This is a genomic window from Alphaproteobacteria bacterium (assembly GCA_016870095.1).
Lineage (GTDB): Bacteria > Pseudomonadota > Alphaproteobacteria > Paracaedibacterales > VGCI01 > VGCI01.
The window spans coordinates 211989-227989 of sequence record VGCI01000002.1 but is presented as its reverse complement, the minus strand read 5'-3'; the positions used below and the strand labels follow the sequence as shown (position 1 = coordinate 227989).

At 40.9% G+C, this 16001-nt stretch carries 16 protein-coding genes; 11 read left to right on the top strand and 5 right to left on the bottom strand.

Going from position 1 to position 16001, the window contains the following annotated elements:
• Positions 1–12: 12 nt before the first annotated feature.
• Positions 13–1584, top strand: coding sequence for a hypothetical protein (locus FJX03_02595; protein MBM3632584.1), 1572 nt, complete (start codon positions 13–15; stop codon positions 1582–1584).
• Here the strand turns inward: FJX03_02595 and FJX03_02590 are convergent.
• The 3 genes from FJX03_02590 to lpdA are packed head-to-tail and all read right to left on the bottom strand — an operon-like array spanning position 1581 to position 4301.
• Positions 1581–2021: a type II toxin-antitoxin system RatA family toxin gene (locus FJX03_02590; GenBank protein MBM3632583.1), complete on the bottom strand. Its 441-nt coding sequence runs from the start codon at positions 2019–2021 to the stop codon at positions 1581–1583. The two genes, FJX03_02595 and FJX03_02590, sit on opposite strands and share 4 nt — an antisense overlap.
• Entirely contained in the window at positions 2008–2919 is a 912-nt protein-coding gene (gene lipA, locus FJX03_02585; GenBank protein ID MBM3632582.1) for a lipoyl synthase, read from the bottom strand. The genes FJX03_02590 and lipA overlap by 14 nt, the downstream gene beginning before the upstream one ends.
• Positions 2919–4301 carry a dihydrolipoyl dehydrogenase gene (gene lpdA / locus FJX03_02580; GenBank protein MBM3632581.1) on the bottom strand — a complete coding sequence of 461 codons (1383 nt, stop codon included), beginning with the start codon at positions 4299–4301 and terminating at the stop codon, positions 2919–2921. The genes lipA and lpdA overlap by 1 nt, the downstream gene beginning before the upstream one ends.
• Before the next feature lie 93 nt (positions 4302–4394).
• On the opposite strand from lpdA, the gene FJX03_02575 reads away from it, so the two are divergent.
• The gene (locus FJX03_02575; GenBank protein ID MBM3632580.1) at positions 4395–5111 is read left to right on the top strand and encodes a response regulator; all 717 of its coding nucleotides are present in this window, start codon (positions 4395–4397) and stop codon (positions 5109–5111) included.
• A 77-nt stretch (positions 5112–5188) separates the two neighbouring features.
• On the top strand, positions 5189–6085 hold the full coding sequence (locus FJX03_02570; protein MBM3632579.1) for an LD-carboxypeptidase: 897 nt from the start codon (positions 5189–5191) through the stop codon (positions 6083–6085).
• Here FJX03_02570 and FJX03_02565 read toward each other — a convergent pair.
• The gene (locus FJX03_02565) at positions 6071–6358 is read right to left on the bottom strand and encodes a hypothetical protein (GenBank protein ID MBM3632578.1); all 288 of its coding nucleotides are present in this window, start codon (positions 6356–6358) and stop codon (positions 6071–6073) included. The genes FJX03_02570 and FJX03_02565 overlap by 15 nt on opposite strands.
• A 66-nt stretch (positions 6359–6424) precedes the next feature.
• Between FJX03_02565 and FJX03_02560 the strand changes: the two genes are divergently transcribed.
• From FJX03_02560 to FJX03_02535, 6 genes are all read left to right on the top strand, one after another.
• Positions 6425–7393 carry a glycosyltransferase family 9 protein gene (locus FJX03_02560; GenBank protein ID MBM3632577.1) on the top strand — a complete coding sequence of 323 codons (969 nt, stop codon included), beginning with the start codon at positions 6425–6427 and terminating at the stop codon, positions 7391–7393.
• A 188-nt stretch (positions 7394–7581) separates the two neighbouring features.
• Positions 7582–8049 carry a 30S ribosomal protein S6 gene (locus FJX03_02555; GenBank protein ID MBM3632576.1) on the top strand — a complete coding sequence of 156 codons (468 nt, stop codon included), beginning with the start codon at positions 7582–7584 and terminating at the stop codon, positions 8047–8049.
• The gene (rpsR, locus tag FJX03_02550; GenBank protein ID MBM3632575.1) at positions 8046–8315 is read left to right on the top strand and encodes a 30S ribosomal protein S18; all 270 of its coding nucleotides are present in this window, start codon (positions 8046–8048) and stop codon (positions 8313–8315) included. Before FJX03_02555 ends, rpsR begins: the two co-directional genes overlap by 4 nt.
• Positions 8316–8499: 184 nt before the next feature.
• Positions 8500–9396, top strand: a complete 897-nt coding sequence (locus FJX03_02545) for a hypothetical protein (protein ID MBM3632574.1) — start codon at positions 8500–8502, stop codon at positions 9394–9396.
• 37 nt (positions 9397–9433) lie between these two features.
• Complete coding sequence (locus FJX03_02540) at positions 9434–10057, top strand: 50S ribosomal protein L9 (protein ID MBM3632573.1); 624 nt, start codon at positions 9434–9436, stop codon at positions 10055–10057.
• Between the two features lie 195 nt (positions 10058–10252).
• Entirely contained in the window at positions 10253–11230 is a 978-nt protein-coding gene (locus FJX03_02535; GenBank protein ID MBM3632572.1) for an RluA family pseudouridine synthase, read from the top strand.
• Between the two features lie 27 nt (positions 11231–11257).
• On the opposite strand, the gene FJX03_02530 is transcribed toward FJX03_02535, so the two are convergent.
• A complete protein-coding gene (locus FJX03_02530) occupies positions 11258–13339 on the bottom strand; it encodes an oligopeptide transporter, OPT family (protein ID MBM3632571.1) in 2082 nt (693 codons plus the stop codon).
• A 289-nt stretch (positions 13340–13628) separates the two neighbouring features.
• On the opposite strand from FJX03_02530, the gene FJX03_02525 reads away from it, so the two are divergent.
• Positions 13629–14783, top strand: a complete 1155-nt coding sequence (locus FJX03_02525) for an EAL domain-containing protein (GenBank protein MBM3632570.1) — start codon at positions 13629–13631, stop codon at positions 14781–14783.
• 26 nt (positions 14784–14809) lie between these two features.
• Positions 14810–15967 carry a trypsin-like serine protease gene (locus FJX03_02520; GenBank protein ID MBM3632569.1) on the top strand — a complete coding sequence of 386 codons (1158 nt, stop codon included), beginning with the start codon at positions 14810–14812 and terminating at the stop codon, positions 15965–15967.
• Positions 15968–16001: the final 34 nt, after the last annotated feature.

The window sequence follows — 16001 nt, the reverse complement described above, 5'->3', positions numbered from 1 at the left end:
GAAGATAAAAAAATGAAAAAATTACCCGTTATTTTTTTAATTATTATTTTGGCGTTATCTAAATTTACTATGGCAACAGAAAAATTTGAGACATCTGCTTCACTCGCCGTTACAAAACAAAATTATCAACGGAATTGGAACTTTCCTTGCAAAGAACTTGCTAGTGGCCTTGCGTTTTTAGCAGTATCTTATGCGTCTCCTTTTGAAGAACTTGCTGATATAGCAATGGTAGCTAGTGTTGGTTTTTTATTTGATGGTGCTCTGCGTTTTAGCAGAAATTTTATAGAGTATTATGCAGAAAAATTAGGGCAAAAAGAAATCGATAAAAGAAAAAAAGGGTTACCCGGCTATTACAGGACTCATTCAGAAAGGAGAAATGAATTAGAAACTCTCTTGATTTATCCGAAAATCAGGAGCACAAGAGCTGCTTTTCGTTTGACGGAAAATTTGGTCAATCTGGCGGCAAATCTTTCTCTTACCTATCTCGTGTTTATAGGGGATAGCTCCCAAGTTTTTACAATCAGTGGCGTGGGATACCCAATACTTTTTACGCTCCTCATGGCGGGGACAGTTTATAACGCAGATGAAATTCGGTATACCCTCCAAACAGGTCTTACGCGCGGTGACCGTCCCGTAGCTAAAATTTCCAACGCTCTCACTCAAGCCATGTTGGCACATTTTTATTTTGTGCACCATTCACAGCGTGAAATTGTCAAAATTCCTGGTCTTTCGTATGCCGTATCTATGCCGCGTCGATTGACTTCGGGAGAGTGGGCTTTTTATCGATTTTTACAAGCCCATGGAGATAGTGAAGCCGTCGTTGGCTTGACTCAACTGGTTTTAAATTCTAAGGATTTTTTAAACCACTTTTTTTATCGCCAACCCATTGTGGAAGAAATTAAACCTATTCATTTTACGCAAAAGCAAGAGCCTATTCAAAAAGCGAAGTCAGTACCTCACCATGCAGTAAGACCCCCGGTTCAGGAGAGGAAAGAACCTCTCTTTGAAAGTTACAGCCAAGATATTCGGGCTGAATTGCCTCCCCCCAAAGAACCGAAAAAAAAGACCAGAGGTGAAAAAAACAATTCCCAGACTTCAAGTGCCTCTGAAAGTTCGGCACCCCATCAGGGAATATCTGTGTCACCTGTATTGCAGGAAGATAATGAAAATAATAAACGTGATCAAGTGATACTAGACGCATTAGCCAGAATTGAGCAACTCAGTCGCCACAACCACACATTAGCTGTTAGAGTGGCCAATCAAGAAATTAGCACCATGCTTAGATTTTTACCCAATGCAAGTCGTAGAGAATCTGGGCATAACAAAAGTGCCATCCATATTACCTTTTCGAATGGTACAGAATTTAAATTAAGATTTGAGGCCCCTCATCAACAAAGTGGTGCCAGTTCCTCTGAATATAAGGGTGCGCGGAAAGAGCGCGTGTTAGATGTTTTGCGAATCTGCTATTTGGCAGGTTGGGATGAACGGAAAATCAGAGAATATATGCAGGCACAACAGATCGTCAGTTTTTATAATGTTCCAGGACATCTTATCCACGTTTTATGGGAGCGTGGCGATCTTTAACGAAGAGAACGACTTAAGATACCAGCACGTTCTTCAAAAGCTGTAATCATTTTTGAAACGGCACTTGTGAATACAGACTGAATCATGCCTTGGAAAAATGAGGATTGAAATTCGAAGTCGATAAAGAAATCTACTTGAACGTTATTTCCTGGGGCTGGGTTGAAAATCCAATAATTCTCTAAGTGCTTAAAGGGACCTTTGATATAGTGAATATCCACCCGGTCTTGTGGGGTAAGAATGACTTCAGAGCGGTAAGTGTCTTGGAACATTTTATAGCCAACCGTAAGATCGGCAATAAATCCCTTTTCAGTCTTTTTCAAAATATCTGCTGTCACAATCCAGGGTAAAAATTCTGGATATCGTTCCACATCAGCTACAATGGCATAAAGAACTTCCGGTGGATAAGGAAGAAGGCGCTTTTCGCTATGACGGGGCATTGGCCTTCAATCGTGCGGCTTTCAGTTTAGCAAAATCATCACCAGCATGGTAAGAAGATCGTGTGAGAGGAGAGGCGGAAACCATTAAAAATCCTTTGCCTCGAGCCATAGAGGCATATTCATCAAATTCTTCAGGTGTTATAAAATCGATGAGGGGATGGTGCTTAGGCGTTGGTTGTAAGTATTGTCCAATGGTGATGAAATCCACATTGGCAGCTCGAAGATCATCCATAACTTGGTAAACTTCTGCTTTAGTTTCTCCCAGTCCTACCATAATTCCTGACTTTGTAAACAAAGTTGGATCTATCTTTTTCACTTGATCCAGAAGCCGTAATGAATGGAAATAACGAGCCCCTGGGCGGACTTCAGAATAAAGACGGGGAACAGTTTCTAAGTTATGGTTGTAGACGTCTGGGCGTGCGGCTACGACAATTTCAATGGCGCCTTCTTTTCTTAAAAAATCAGGGGTCAAAATTTCAATGGTTGTTAAGGGAGCTGTTGTTCGAATGGCGTGAATTGTTTCAGCAAAGTGAGTAGCACCGCCATCATCTAAATCATCTCGATCAACGGAGGTGATAACAATATGAGATAGCCCCATTTTACCAACAGCTTCTCCCACCCGTTGCGGTTCATGAGGGTCAAGTTGGTCTGGGCGTCCTGTCTTAATATTACAAAACGTACAGGCTCGCGTACAGACTTCGCCTAAAATCATGATGGTGGCGTGTTTTTTAGCCCAACATTCCCCAATATTGGGGCAAGCTGCCTCTTCACAAACTGTATTCAGTTTGTGATGGCGCATGAGAGCAGCTGTTTCTTGATATTCTTTTGAAACAGGAGCTTTCACCCGAATCCAGGGGGGTTTACGTTTAATACTTGGCGTTGTCAATAAGGTCTCCATTAAAAATGGATGGCTTGGTTGTAGGCATCCAATACCGCTTCTTGCATCATTTCAGATAAGGTGGGGTGCGGGAAAATGCTGTGCATCAATTCAGCTTCTGTGGTTTCTAATGTCTTGGCAATACCAAAACCTTGAATCAACTCTGTGACTTCTGCCCCAATCATATGCGCTCCTAAAAGGGTACCGGTTTTGCTATCAAAAATAGTTTTGATAAGGCCTTCCGTTTCACCCAAAGCTAAGGCTTTGCCATTAGCTTTATAAGGGAATCGACCGACTTTGAGATCCTTATATCCGGCCTGAATTGCCTGAGCTTCAGTAAAACCAATGCTGGCAATTTGGGGTAAACTATAAGTACAACCCGGAATATTGCGAACATTGAGGGGGTGAATGTTCGGAAGGCCTGCAAGTTTTTCTACGCAAATAATTCCTTCATGACTGGCTTTATGAGCAAGCCATGGGGGGCCGGTGACATCACCAATTGCATAAAGATTAGGCTCATCAGTTTTGGACCACGAGTCCACAACAATCTGTCCGCGATCAATCTTAACTTTCGTTTTCTCTAAGCCAAGATCAGTCGTATTGCCAACAATTCCTACAGCTAGGATTACCCGATCAAAAGTATGGTCTTTGCCCTGAAGCGTGACATTGACAGAATCTTTTCCTTTGGTGACTTTCTCAACTGATGTGCCCAAAAGAAACTTAATGCCTTGTTTTTCAAATGATTTTTGAGCAAGTGACGAAATTTCTTCGTCTTCTTGAGGGAGAATTCTTGTTTGCAGTTCAACCACTGTTACCTCTGAGCCGAGAGCATGATAAAAACTGGCGAACTCTATGCCGATAGCGCCGGAACCAATTATCAATAAAGATTTTGGGAGAGCTTCAGGTGTCATGGCGTTTCGTGCGGTCCAAATCAATTTGTCATCTGGCTTAATGCCTGGCAAAGATCGTGCACTCGCGCCTGTGGCTAAAATAATATGTTTTGCAGAAATTTCTGAAAGCCCTGTTGACGAGGTGACACTGATACTCCCACCACCCTTGAGACGAGCATGTCCTTCTATGACTGTAATCTTATTTTTTTTCATAAGGTGTTTAATGCCTGTAACGAGCTGAGCGGAAATCTTTCGAGACCGATTCACAATTGTTTTCAAATCAATTGTTACGGGACCGACGTTCAGTCCATAATCCGCGGCGTGGGATATAAGAGTTTTTATTTCAGCCGTCCGTAAGAGGGCTTTTGTGGGAATACATCCCCAATTTAGGCAGACGCCGCCCAATTGCTCTTTTTCAACTAAAGCTGTGGAGAGCCCAAGTTGACTCGCACGAATAGCGGCAACGTATCCACCGGGACCGCCGCCAATGACAATAAGATCATATTTGGTCATACGCTCTCTACTCATTATTAATTTTACTGTACCTTGTTCTTGCTTAGCATATATTATACCTTAATCCCAAGAGTGTTAATTGAATGTTTAAATATGACAAGTTCTCAAACACAATCTCGGCTTCTTATTGTTGATGATGATCGACGGTTACGCGAACTGTTAGTTAAATTCTTGAGTGAGAACAATTTTTTGGTATCATCTGCAGCAAATGCAGCGGAAGCCAGAGCTTATTTAGCCAGTCAGTCTGCGGATCTCATTGTATTAGATATTATGATGCCTGGCGAAGATGGTTTGTCATTGACCAGAAGTTTAGCACAAAAAGATGAAACAGAGGCAGGGATCAAAGGATTGATCCCTATTTTGTTTCTTACAGCGAGAGACCAAGTGGATGATCGTATTGAAGGGCTTGATGCGGGGGGGGATGACTATTTAACAAAGCCTTTTGAGCCTCGCGAATTATTGGCGCGTATTCGAGCCATACTCAGGCGATCTTCTGTCCCTAACGGGCAGATTGATCAGGAAATGATTTTGGGTGCTTACCGATTTAACACAAGTACAGGCATACTAACGAAAGGCCAAGAAGTCGTATTTTTATCATCTACGGAATTGGTTTTGCTCAAAATTCTCTCCCAAAATCCCCATAAACCTTTTTCGCGTGAAGATCTAGCTCAACGTATTGGCCATCGGGTGAGTGAAAGAACGATTGACGTGCAAATTACTCGTCTGCGTCGTAAAATTGGTGATGACCCTCGTCAACCTCGTTATTTACAAACAGTACGGCATATAGGGTATGTTTTATCACCAGATTGACAGGCAATAAATCTTTAAATTTTTTTCATATATTCGTTAGAGATACGTGGATAAAATAAAGAAAACAGGAAATTCTTATGAAGCAACTTTATTTAATTGCCCCTTCATGGCCAATTCCTATAGAAAAAGTCAATTTAACAAAATTATATCTTGAATCTTTAGGTCGTAAAGTGATCCTTCCGGCGGATTTGTTCGGAGAAGATCTTCTGTGTGCCAATACAGATGCTGGGCGATTTTCACACTTAAAAGAAGCCCTCACGTCGGATGCAGATGAAATCATGGCTATTATTGGTGGCTATGGTCTTACCCGCTTAATGCCAGCATTGCTTTCCTTACCTAAACCAGGCAAAGCAAAAGTGATGTATGGATTCAGCGACATTACCGCACTCCATATATTTTTAAATCAATTCTGGAATTGGCCCACGGTTCATGGCCCTTGTGGCGTTGGGCTTATCAATGAGAAGGCTGATAAAGTTTCTATAGCGCGCACCGTTCGCATTATGAATGAGGGGCTGTCGGCTTATGAATTGCCGGAGTTAATTCCGTTAAACTTGGTGGCCACAAGCATCACAGATGTTTTAGGGGAAGTGGTTGGGGGAAACCTTTGTCTTGTTCAAACGTCACTGGGGACACCGTGGCAATTAAATACGAGAGATAAAATTCTTTTTCTAGAAGATGTTAGTGAGCGGGGATATCGTATAGACCGTATGTTGAACCACCTGGAACAAGCGGGCCTATTTCAGGGAATTAAGGCTGTTTTGTTTGGTGAATTTACAAAAGGAAACGAGCCGAACGGATTAAATCTAGTCGGAGATGTTCTCCAGGCATTTGCAAAAGCCATGTCATTCCCTATTTTTCAATTATCAGGGTGCGGTCATGGACTTCAAAATTATCCAATTCCTTTTAATTTTACAATCAATTTGAAGGTGAGAAGGCAAGAAAATAATTCTATATATACTTTAGGGTCTTCGTAAAAAGATCATTTCATTGATTGCGGATTGGGTAAGGATAGGGCGTTGCCGATAGCGAATAAATTCGCGAAAGATTTTGATATTTTCAGCGTAAGACTCCCGACCTTGACCTACATCCATATTAAAGCTCAAATATTTTCGACGCATAATTTGAGAAAGATCAACTTCAATATCGAAAGTTCCACAATCATAGCAGGCAATACTATAAATGCCCCCAACAATTTGTTCGCCCTTTTCTTTTAAATATTTGTTACAAATAGGACAATTCAGGAGCATTTTTTCTCCCCTTTTTGTGATAACTCTTCTATGATTATGCAAAATATTTGTTTAAGGAGGAGTTAATTGAAACTCTTATTTATTACGGCCAGCCGGATTGGTGATGCAATCATATCTTCAGGGGTTCTCAATGAGATGATTGAAAGACACCCTGGCATTGAAGTTACTGTTGCAGCCGCTCCTCTAACTTTGCCTCTATTTGAGGGTGTTCCTAACCTCAAACGTCTCATCCCAATTGTGAAAAAACCACACCATCGGCATTGGATTGATCTATGGCAAGAGTGTCGACAGGAGCAATGGGATATCATCCTGGATATTCGGGGCTCTTTGGTTACGTATTTTTTAAAAGTGGGGAAAAGGTATGTGTGGAAAAGTCCTAAAGCTTATGATCATCGGGTTGTCCAGCTGGGTCGTTTAATTGGCAAAACGCCGGCGCCATCCCCGCGCCTTTGGTTGACGCAAGCCCACACTCAAAAAGCTGCGCGTCTCGTTCCACCGGATACGCAAGTTTTAGCCTTGTCTCCGGCTGCAAATTGGATTGGCAAGCAATGGCCACCGGCTTCTTTTGCAAATCTTCTGACTCAATTCCTAGAAAAATATTCCGCAAAAGTAGCTATTTTTGCTGCACCTGAGGAAAAAGAATCCATTCAAGTTGTCATAGATGCTATTCCTAAAAAGCAGCGCTTAGATTTTGTGGGTCAATTAAGTCTTCTTGAAATTGCAGCTTGTATTCAAAATTGTCGGGTTTTTATTGGGAATGATTCGGGTCTCATGCATATGTCTGCGGCCATCGGTACGCCGACGTTAGGGTTATTTGGTCCCACCGACAACAATATGTATGGTCCCTATTGCCCTCCAGAAACCCCGATTAATCAGGTTGTTCGTACACCCGAATCTCGCGAGGCGCTCATGAAAATTCCTGGCTTTACTTTTGATGCGCCGCGTAGCTATATGAATAACTTGAAACCAAAGACGGTTTTCCAAGTTCTTGAGGAGATGTGGGGTAAAACGTATGAAAGGTGTCGTGAAAATTAACATTTCTCATGAACGATTTCGAGCTTTTTCGGTTTTTACTTGTATGCTATGGGGTCATTAAAAGCTTGATTTTTGAGAAGTTCAGAGATTATAGTGATCTCGAACTCATCAAAAATTAGTGAGTCCCCTTGCCCGCAGGACGTGGGCTGTAGCTTGAATTACCAAGCTATCAACCGTAAGGAGACATTATGAATTGTTACGAAACTGTCTTTATTGCGCGTCAAGATTTAACGAACGCGCAAGTCGAAACCATGGCCAATACATTTACTCAAATTATTAAGTCCCATAAGGGAGAAGTCAGCAAAACCGAGTTTTGTGGTTTGAGAAACTTGGCTTATAAAATCAAGAAAAATAAAAAAGGTCATTATGTTTTATTAAATATTTCTTGCGAACCAGCCGGCATTACGGAAATGGAGCGCCAAATGAAGTTAAGTGAAGACCTTTTACGCCACTTAACCGTACGAGTTGAAAATCTTGATCCCAATCCATCGAAATTGATGCAACGTGTTTATAGCGATGAGCGTTATCGGGGATTTGATGATGATCAAGATGATATTTTAGCTGGATTGCCAGAGATAGAAGAGCGTCCCCTTGCTGACAAGCCTTCTCGTCCCCGGCATCAAGCAACAACTGAAGATGAAGGAGAGACTATATGAGCGCGAATCATGAATCCAGTGGCGAAGATATGGGCGGTCCAGTTCGTCGACAGTTTTTCAGACGTCGTAAAACGTGCCCTTTTTCCGGTGATAATGCAATTCCCATAGATTATAAAGATGTGCGTCTATTGGGTAGATTCGTTTCAGAACGGGGAAAGATAATTCCCAGCCGCATCAGTGCGGTCTCTATGAAGAAACAGCGCGAATTGACAGTGGCTATAAAGCGAGCTCGTTTTCTTGCATTAATGCCTTTTGTTTCTGATTAATATCTACGAATATTTCCTTTAAAATGTTAGCGTGCTCTCTTTATTCTTCCCTTTGAGGAAGAAGAAGAGGGCCCCATATTATGGGGGAAGACCTAATCGATATTTCGTATTATACTTGTTATTAGATTTAAACTATTCCAAGGTGAGCAATGATCAATACTGTAGTTGATGTTGGAATGAATTTATGAGTATAGAACGATTACAAAAGCTTAATCCGAATATTATTGCCATTTGTGGCGGTATCTTAACAGCTGGGTTTGCGCTTTTCCCTTTAAATTTGAGCCTTGTTTCATTTCTGGTCACCTATTTTGCTGCTATTCCATTATTTTTTGTTGGATTATGTTGGGGATTTTCTCAACTTATTGTAAGTTGTATTGTTGCCTTTGGTATATTTTCGCTCGGCTCAGGCCTTCATTCCGGGCTCGTGTTTGGTTTGACAACACTCGTTCCTTCCCTTCTCATGGTTTATCGGTTTTTCAAAGGGGATCCGGCAGGTTATCTTGTGTCCTGGCTTGCAGGGTTGGCAATCGTTTTATTCTTGGGAATACTTCTTGCCTTATCTTCTCAAAATATGAATGTACTTGATATTATGCATTCTTGGTTTACATTCTTTGCAGACGAACAAGCTTTTAAAAGTTTGCATAGTAATGTTATTCAGTTGCTTCCTGCAATTTCTTCCATTTCTTGGATTATGATGTGTTTGGTGAATGCTTCCATAGCGCAACGATTTGCCGTAAAAAATGAGTTGGCATTGAGACCCTATCCGCTTCCTAAGGATACTCAAGTTTATGAGTATTGGGATCTTATTTTAGTGTTAAGCCTTATGCTGATATTGACAGAAGCCCCCTTGTTTGCTTTTATAGGGAAAAATATAGCCATAATCAGTTGTATTCCGATATTTTTTGTGGGCCTAAAAGTTGTTTATGCTTGGCTAAATCAGTTTGATAATCCTAAATTATGGATGGTAACAATTGTATTTATGTCGATTTTTCTTGTATGGCCAGGGATAGTTATAGTAATGTTTGGGGTTTTAGAACCTACGCTCCGTCTTTGCCAAAGATGGACTGGCAAAAAAAGTTAATAGTAAAAAGAATGGATTGATGAGGGGAGAATGAAAGATGCAGGTCATCTTGCTGGAAAGAGTTGAGAAATTAGGTCAAATGGGCCAAGTCGTTAGTGTAAAAGCTGGATATGCACGCAATTTTTTATTGCCAAAGAAAAAAGCTTTGCGAGCCACAAAACAGAATTTAGGTTTTTTTGAAAATAAGCGTGTTGAGTTCGAAGCTAATAACTTAAAGCGTAAATCAGAAGCTGAAAATGTTGGCACAAAAATGGATGGCGTCATGATTACCTTGATCCGCCAAGCGAGTGAAGTTGGCCATTTGTATGGTTCCGTTCGATCTGGCGACATTGTGCAAGGCCTTAGTGAAGCTGGGTTTCAAACAGCACGGTCTCAAGTGCAAATTGATGTTCCTATTAAATACTTAGGTATGCATCAAGTGCGCATTCTTCTTCATCCGGAAGTGTCCATCAATGTGAACGTTAACGTGGCCCAATCTGAAGAAGAAGCAGCAGTTCAAGCGGCTGCAAAAGATAAAAAAGAGCCAGAGACATTCGGTGATGTTGAAAAGGCTTTTGGTGGAAAAGCAAAAGTTGATGCACCAAATAAGAAAGCGGCAACTGCAAAAAAAGCAAAAGCAGAAACCCCTGATAATACAGAAGACTCAGTCTTGGCTGAGTAATATTTGCGGCCTAAGGATGTTATTTATTTTATAAATGACATCTTTAGGGAGTGCAAAATCGGCATCCTTGAATTTAGTTAATTGCTATGATGATGACATTTTTTTGGTAAAAACAAATATTTTATCTCTAAATTCTCCTTCAAAATTTATTATGAGAATAAAGTCTTATCTCACTCTCTAAAAAGAAAAGCCGTTATGAAAAAACCTTTTATATTAACATTACCCGTAGAAGATAGTGAAGGGATGCGTCTCGATCGTTGGTTGCGTAAACATTACCCAACTTTAAGCCAAGGTATTATCGAGAAGCTGCTTCGTTTGGGGAAAATTCGTCTTGATGGAAAAAAGGTGACTTCAGGGACACGCCTTTCTATTGGTCAGTTGGTTGAAGTTCCAGATACCATTGATGCTGACGCGCATAAACCCTTAACGCCCCGGTTGAAACCAATCTCCGTTTTGACCCAAGAAGATGAGCACTATATTGAGTCAATGATTCTTTGGGAAGACGAAGAGGTTCTTGTGCTTAATAAACCTGCAGGTCTGGCTACGCAAGGTGGTAGTAAAACGGTGCGTCATTTGGATGGATTATTATCCGCCTATGGAGCAAAGAAGGGTGTGCGTTATCGCCTTGTTCACCGGTTAGATCGGGATACAAGTGGTGTATTTTTAGTTGCGAAGACCAGTGATTCTGCTACATTTTTAGGTGAGGCTTTTCGTAAAGGAGCGGTTAAAAAAATTTATTGGGCCATCGTTGTTGGCCAACCCAAGCCAGGGCAGGGAACCATTAATGCTCCCCTATTGAAGGGGGGGGATGGAAATCAAGAAAAAGTGGCAGTTAACAAAGCAGGAAAACCCGCTATCACAAATTATCGTACGATCAAAGGGTTGCAAAAGCGGAGTGTTACAGAATTTGCCTGGTTGGAATTATCCCCTGAAACAGGCCGTACTCATCAGTTGCGTGTTCACCTTACCTATATTGGCTGCCCAATTTTAGGGGATGGGAAGTATGGTGGCCAATTGGCAACGGCAGCAAGTCGGGAGATGCATCTTCATTCCCGCGCGATAACGTTTCCAGACCGATTAACAGGCACACCCTTGACATTTATGGCTCCTCCGCCATCCCATTTTGAAACAACTTTAAGAGCCTATAAGGTTGATTGGGAGCAGATGGCTTAGGTTCTAAGCTTTTAAATATGGACTCCTCTAACGATTCGGCGTTGCAACTTTTCCTTGGTATCCAAGTCGATAAAGATAATAACACATCCCCACGAAGGTCAAAGTTCCAAGATATGTTGCTATGCCGTGAAAAGATGGCCCAACAATAGCCAGAATGCTTGTGCTTTGATAAGCGGCAAAAGGAATGGCCAAACAAATGCCAATTAGCGCATCTCCCGCAATAAGTCCTGAGGCAAATAATAGTCCCTGACGCTCAGTATGGGCTTCAACATTTTTAAAGTTTTTTCCATGGTAGCCTTTAAGAGAATTTAAGCGCAATTTGGCTAAGAAATTAACAAATCCCCCAATAACTAAAGGCATAATAACTTCTAGAGGCAGATAAATGCCCAGAGCCACAGCCATTACGGATAAACGGTACGTGGATTTCAACGGTTTTAAAACACCTCGATCAATTAATACAATACCCAAACCGATTCCGACCCCTAAAATAACCAAAGGCCAATCTAGGTCATGAGCGAAGACTCCTTTAGCTACAGATGCCATTAATGTTGCTTGTGGGGCAGAAAGAGCATGCAACGGGTCCATTCCAAGGCGAGGGAAACGTCCTCCCATTCCATAGGCATCATATAAAAGTTGCAAAATAGGAGCGATAACAGATGCGCCGGCAGCAACACCGATCATTAATACCAACTGCTGTTTCCAGGGTGTAGCCCCAAGAATATGGCCGGCTTTCAAATCTTGTAGGTTATCACAACTCAAAGCAGCTGCCGTTGCGACGACGCCCCCAATAAGAATGACTGTTGCAGCTAAACTTAATGACTCTTTTGTTTCACCCCCAAAACTCATCTGACTCCCTAAAAGAACAAGCAGAGTGCCAGAAACAGCAAGAATGGCTCCAATAGTAATGCCAGAAATAGGATTCGCTGAAGATCCAACAATACCTGCCATATAGCCCCCTATAGAGGCACAGATAAATCCAATGAGGAGAGATAACAAAGTGAGAAAGGTAACAGTCGTCCAATATAATGTAGAGGTAATGGGAAGGTCAGCCGTTCCCAAAACATTGTTAAAAATAAAGAAAATAAGAACAGATAAAGCGGCAATGGATATCAAAACCGTGGTCATTGGAATGTCATATTCAGTACGTATAATTTGACGAGGCACCCCAGAGCGAGATTTTCGAATGGCTGCAAAAGAAGAAGAAATGGCTGTGCGAATGGGACGTGCCAATGAAAACAAAGCAAATAATCCGCCAAAAATCATGGTGCCCACACCAATATAACGAATTTTTGTCGTTCGAACCGCCATTGCCCAATCAAAAGCACTGGCATCTGCACTCAATCCAAAATCCTGAGGCTGGCCAAATGTTGTGTATAATGGAACGCCAATAAGCCAAACAATACCGGCTCCAACTAACAGATTTATGGCAACTTTCATGCCAACTATATACCCTGCACCCATCATAGAAAACGTGAGGCCAGTACTAGCTCCAAACACGGTGCCTCCGATAGAGAACCATCCTTGTAGGCTTTCTGCAAAGATGTGCAATCCAGTTTGGCAAAACTTGTACGCACTTGCGCAGATGGCACCTCCCGCCAAGATACCAACACCTGTTTTATTGCCAGCGTTAATCTGATCACCGGCTTTTAAAACTTCTGCCGCAGCAATACCTTCGGGAAATTTTAATTTCTCATCGATGATAAGTGCGCGGCGTAAGGGGACAGAAAAAAGAACCCCCAACGTTCCCCCAACAATAGCAATGGTTGTAATTTGCCAATACCCAAAATCTTGCCAATAGCCCATTACAACAAGGGCAGGAACAGTGAAAATAATGCCACTGGAAACCACGTAACCCGCAGAAGCAATCGTTTGCACGATGTTGTTTTCTAGAATGGTCGAATTCTTAAACAAACGTAAGATGGCCATTGAAATGACAGCTGCCGGTATGGAAGCAGATATGGTTTGCCCCATCTTTAATCCTAAATAGGCTGTGGAACCCGATAAGACAATGGCTAACATGATCCCTAAGAAAATAGCTTTTAGTGTTGTTTCCGGAAGAATTGTTGATTCAGGAATGTAGGGGGTAAATTCTTGTGGGCTGGAATTCATTATTTTATTTTCCCTTCAAGTTTAGTGTGATCCAGGTGTAAAAAATATTTTTCTAAAATTAAATGATCTTAGCGTAAATTATTACAAATAGAAGAGGGAAGCTATAGAAATTTAATTGGAGATCAAGTTAAGGATTGTGAAGAAATAACGTTGCAACATATCAAATAAGTCAAAAACTTGTTAAAACCTTTTCCTCTCACGTTTCTAAAGAAAGATAAATAATTTAAAATTTTATAAAAAATCGTTCTTATTAACGGAATTTCAACTATTTTTAACCATTCTGACTCTTATGAAGGACTATTTTAACATAGAAAAAGTTGTGGCGGTGTTCACTTCGCTGGGTCAAATTCCTTCAGTGATTCGCCGCTTGGTGCCTCCCCTCATTTGTGGGTTGGTCGGCATAATGTTAACTATTACCCTTGGAAAAATCCCTCATAGTTTTTCGTCGCTGATTCTTCTCGGATTTGTTGTGTTTTTTATTTATGCTCATATCGTGTGGTTTCAAAAAGTCATTCAAAATTTGCGACATGATCTTAAATTTTCAGCTGATCCTATCAAGCGCCACTCTTTGCCCCCCTACGTTTCCATTGAGGAAGAACATCATCATGATGCGGTCATTGAAGCCACATTTTTTCAGCTGTTACGAGATCAATTGAATACGACTCATCCCCCTCATATTCAGGCGCAAAGCTTACAAGATAATAAGATTCACCTGATTCAAACGGGAGGACTTATTCCCTTATTAAGGGATAATCAACTTGAAATTTTGACTCAACCCATTGTGAATTTGCCACAAAAGAGATTAACTTTTTTTTATTGTGTCCCTTGCTTAACTATTGAGAATGGGATGATTATTAATTTAAATACCTTTTCTAGCGGGGCGAATAATTTAGCATCGCAACAAGCTATTGAGCGGATGATTTTATTTCAAAATCTACAGTTTGTAAGGCGTCATTATATCTCACATCCTAACCATGCTTTTATCTGTTCACTTTCACCACTCTTATATCAGGATTCGAGTTGCTTTCAGGAATTTTGTGAATTTCTTCATAAAAGTCATTTTCCTTACCAGGCGGTAATTTTTGAAATTCCCTTAGATATATCTATCAGTCAATTGAATAATTTTACTAAGCTTAAAAAATATGGAGCACGCTTTATTGGTAAATGGAAAAATAAGGATTTACCTGAAAATTTAGGCGATCTTCCCTTTCCAGCTGTGGATTTTATTATGCTGTCCTATACGGGAATATTGGCTTGGTTGAAGAAGCAACCCCGGCGTCAAAGTTTGGGTGCCCTTCAGCAGATTCTTGAAAGTGCCCCGCAAACAATCATTTCACATGTAGAAAATGAGCAAGATCTTTACCATTACATGCCGTTACCTTTTGATTATGCAGCTGGGGGCGCCTTTGGGGGTGCTAAGCCATTTTATCATATTCAAATATAGAATTTTTAAAGAAAGAGTTGTAATTTATGGAAAGAATTTCATCCCTTCTTTTTCGGAACTTTCTATTAACAATGACCATAATTCCAAAAATTATCTTGCTCATAGTGTTTTTTTTAACCCCTTGCCACACAATGCTTTCCGATGGCCTTCACCAAGCGCAAGACTATATAGATTTTGTCGAAACAGAAGAAGCATTTAAGGCAAGTTGTTTTATTTATGATCATCATCGTCATATTTTGCAGACGGGGGTTTTAATTACACCAGACATTGTCATGACAGCGGCTCATGGGTTTGAAGGAAAAATTCATTTGAACAATATTATTGTTGGTTTTGGGAATGTCATTTCTCGCGAATCAGAACAAAATTATCAGGTTAAAGCCTTAAGGACACATCCTCGGTATTATCAAACAGAATTTCCCTTGCAGGCAAAATATGATTTGATGTTTTTGAAACTAAAAAAACCTGTACAGGGCATTAATCCTGTTCCTTTATTTAATGAAAAAATATTCAATGACGTGCCTCCCTTGTATGTTGCAACTTTTGGTTCTGCAGATATACCCCGAGGGACGCCGGTCCAACGTCGCGCTTTTTCCCTTCCTGAATCTGACATTTTTTCTATTATGGGAAAAGATCCCGAAGCATTATATGACCGCAAAACAGTCATGATGGGGGCTATTTATTTTGAGCCGAATGATCATTTGAAGCCCTTTAAAGCTTCTGATTCTGAACGAACAATTCGAACCTATCAAGCCAATCGTGAGTGGCAAAAATTGGGGAAACCTCCTTATGCACTGGCCCTAGCGGGTAGTAGTGGCGCCCCTTTGTTTATCAAAGTAATGGAAGAGGGATTGCCAAAAATGTATGTTTTTGGTGTTATCCAAAGCTTCTCTCACCTTTCCGCCTCATCATTTCGGCATTCCTCAGGAGAGCGGGAAACTCATCGACTTCTTCATACGCCGCGTCAGAAAATTTATGGGCATTATCAGTCGGTTTTTTGTATTCCGTATAAACTGTCGCTCACTTTTAAATCCTATGAAGATATTCCACGGGTGTACCAACTTTCAAAGCATGTTAAAAAAATCTTGAATGAGTTAGAAGAGGGCCCAGTGCCGTCTTCACTTCAACCAAAAAGGAAAATTCCTCGACAGAAGAATGAGCGGGTTCATTCGGCTCGAAAAAATTAAATTTTTTTCTATTGAACTTATTGTGTAAATCGGT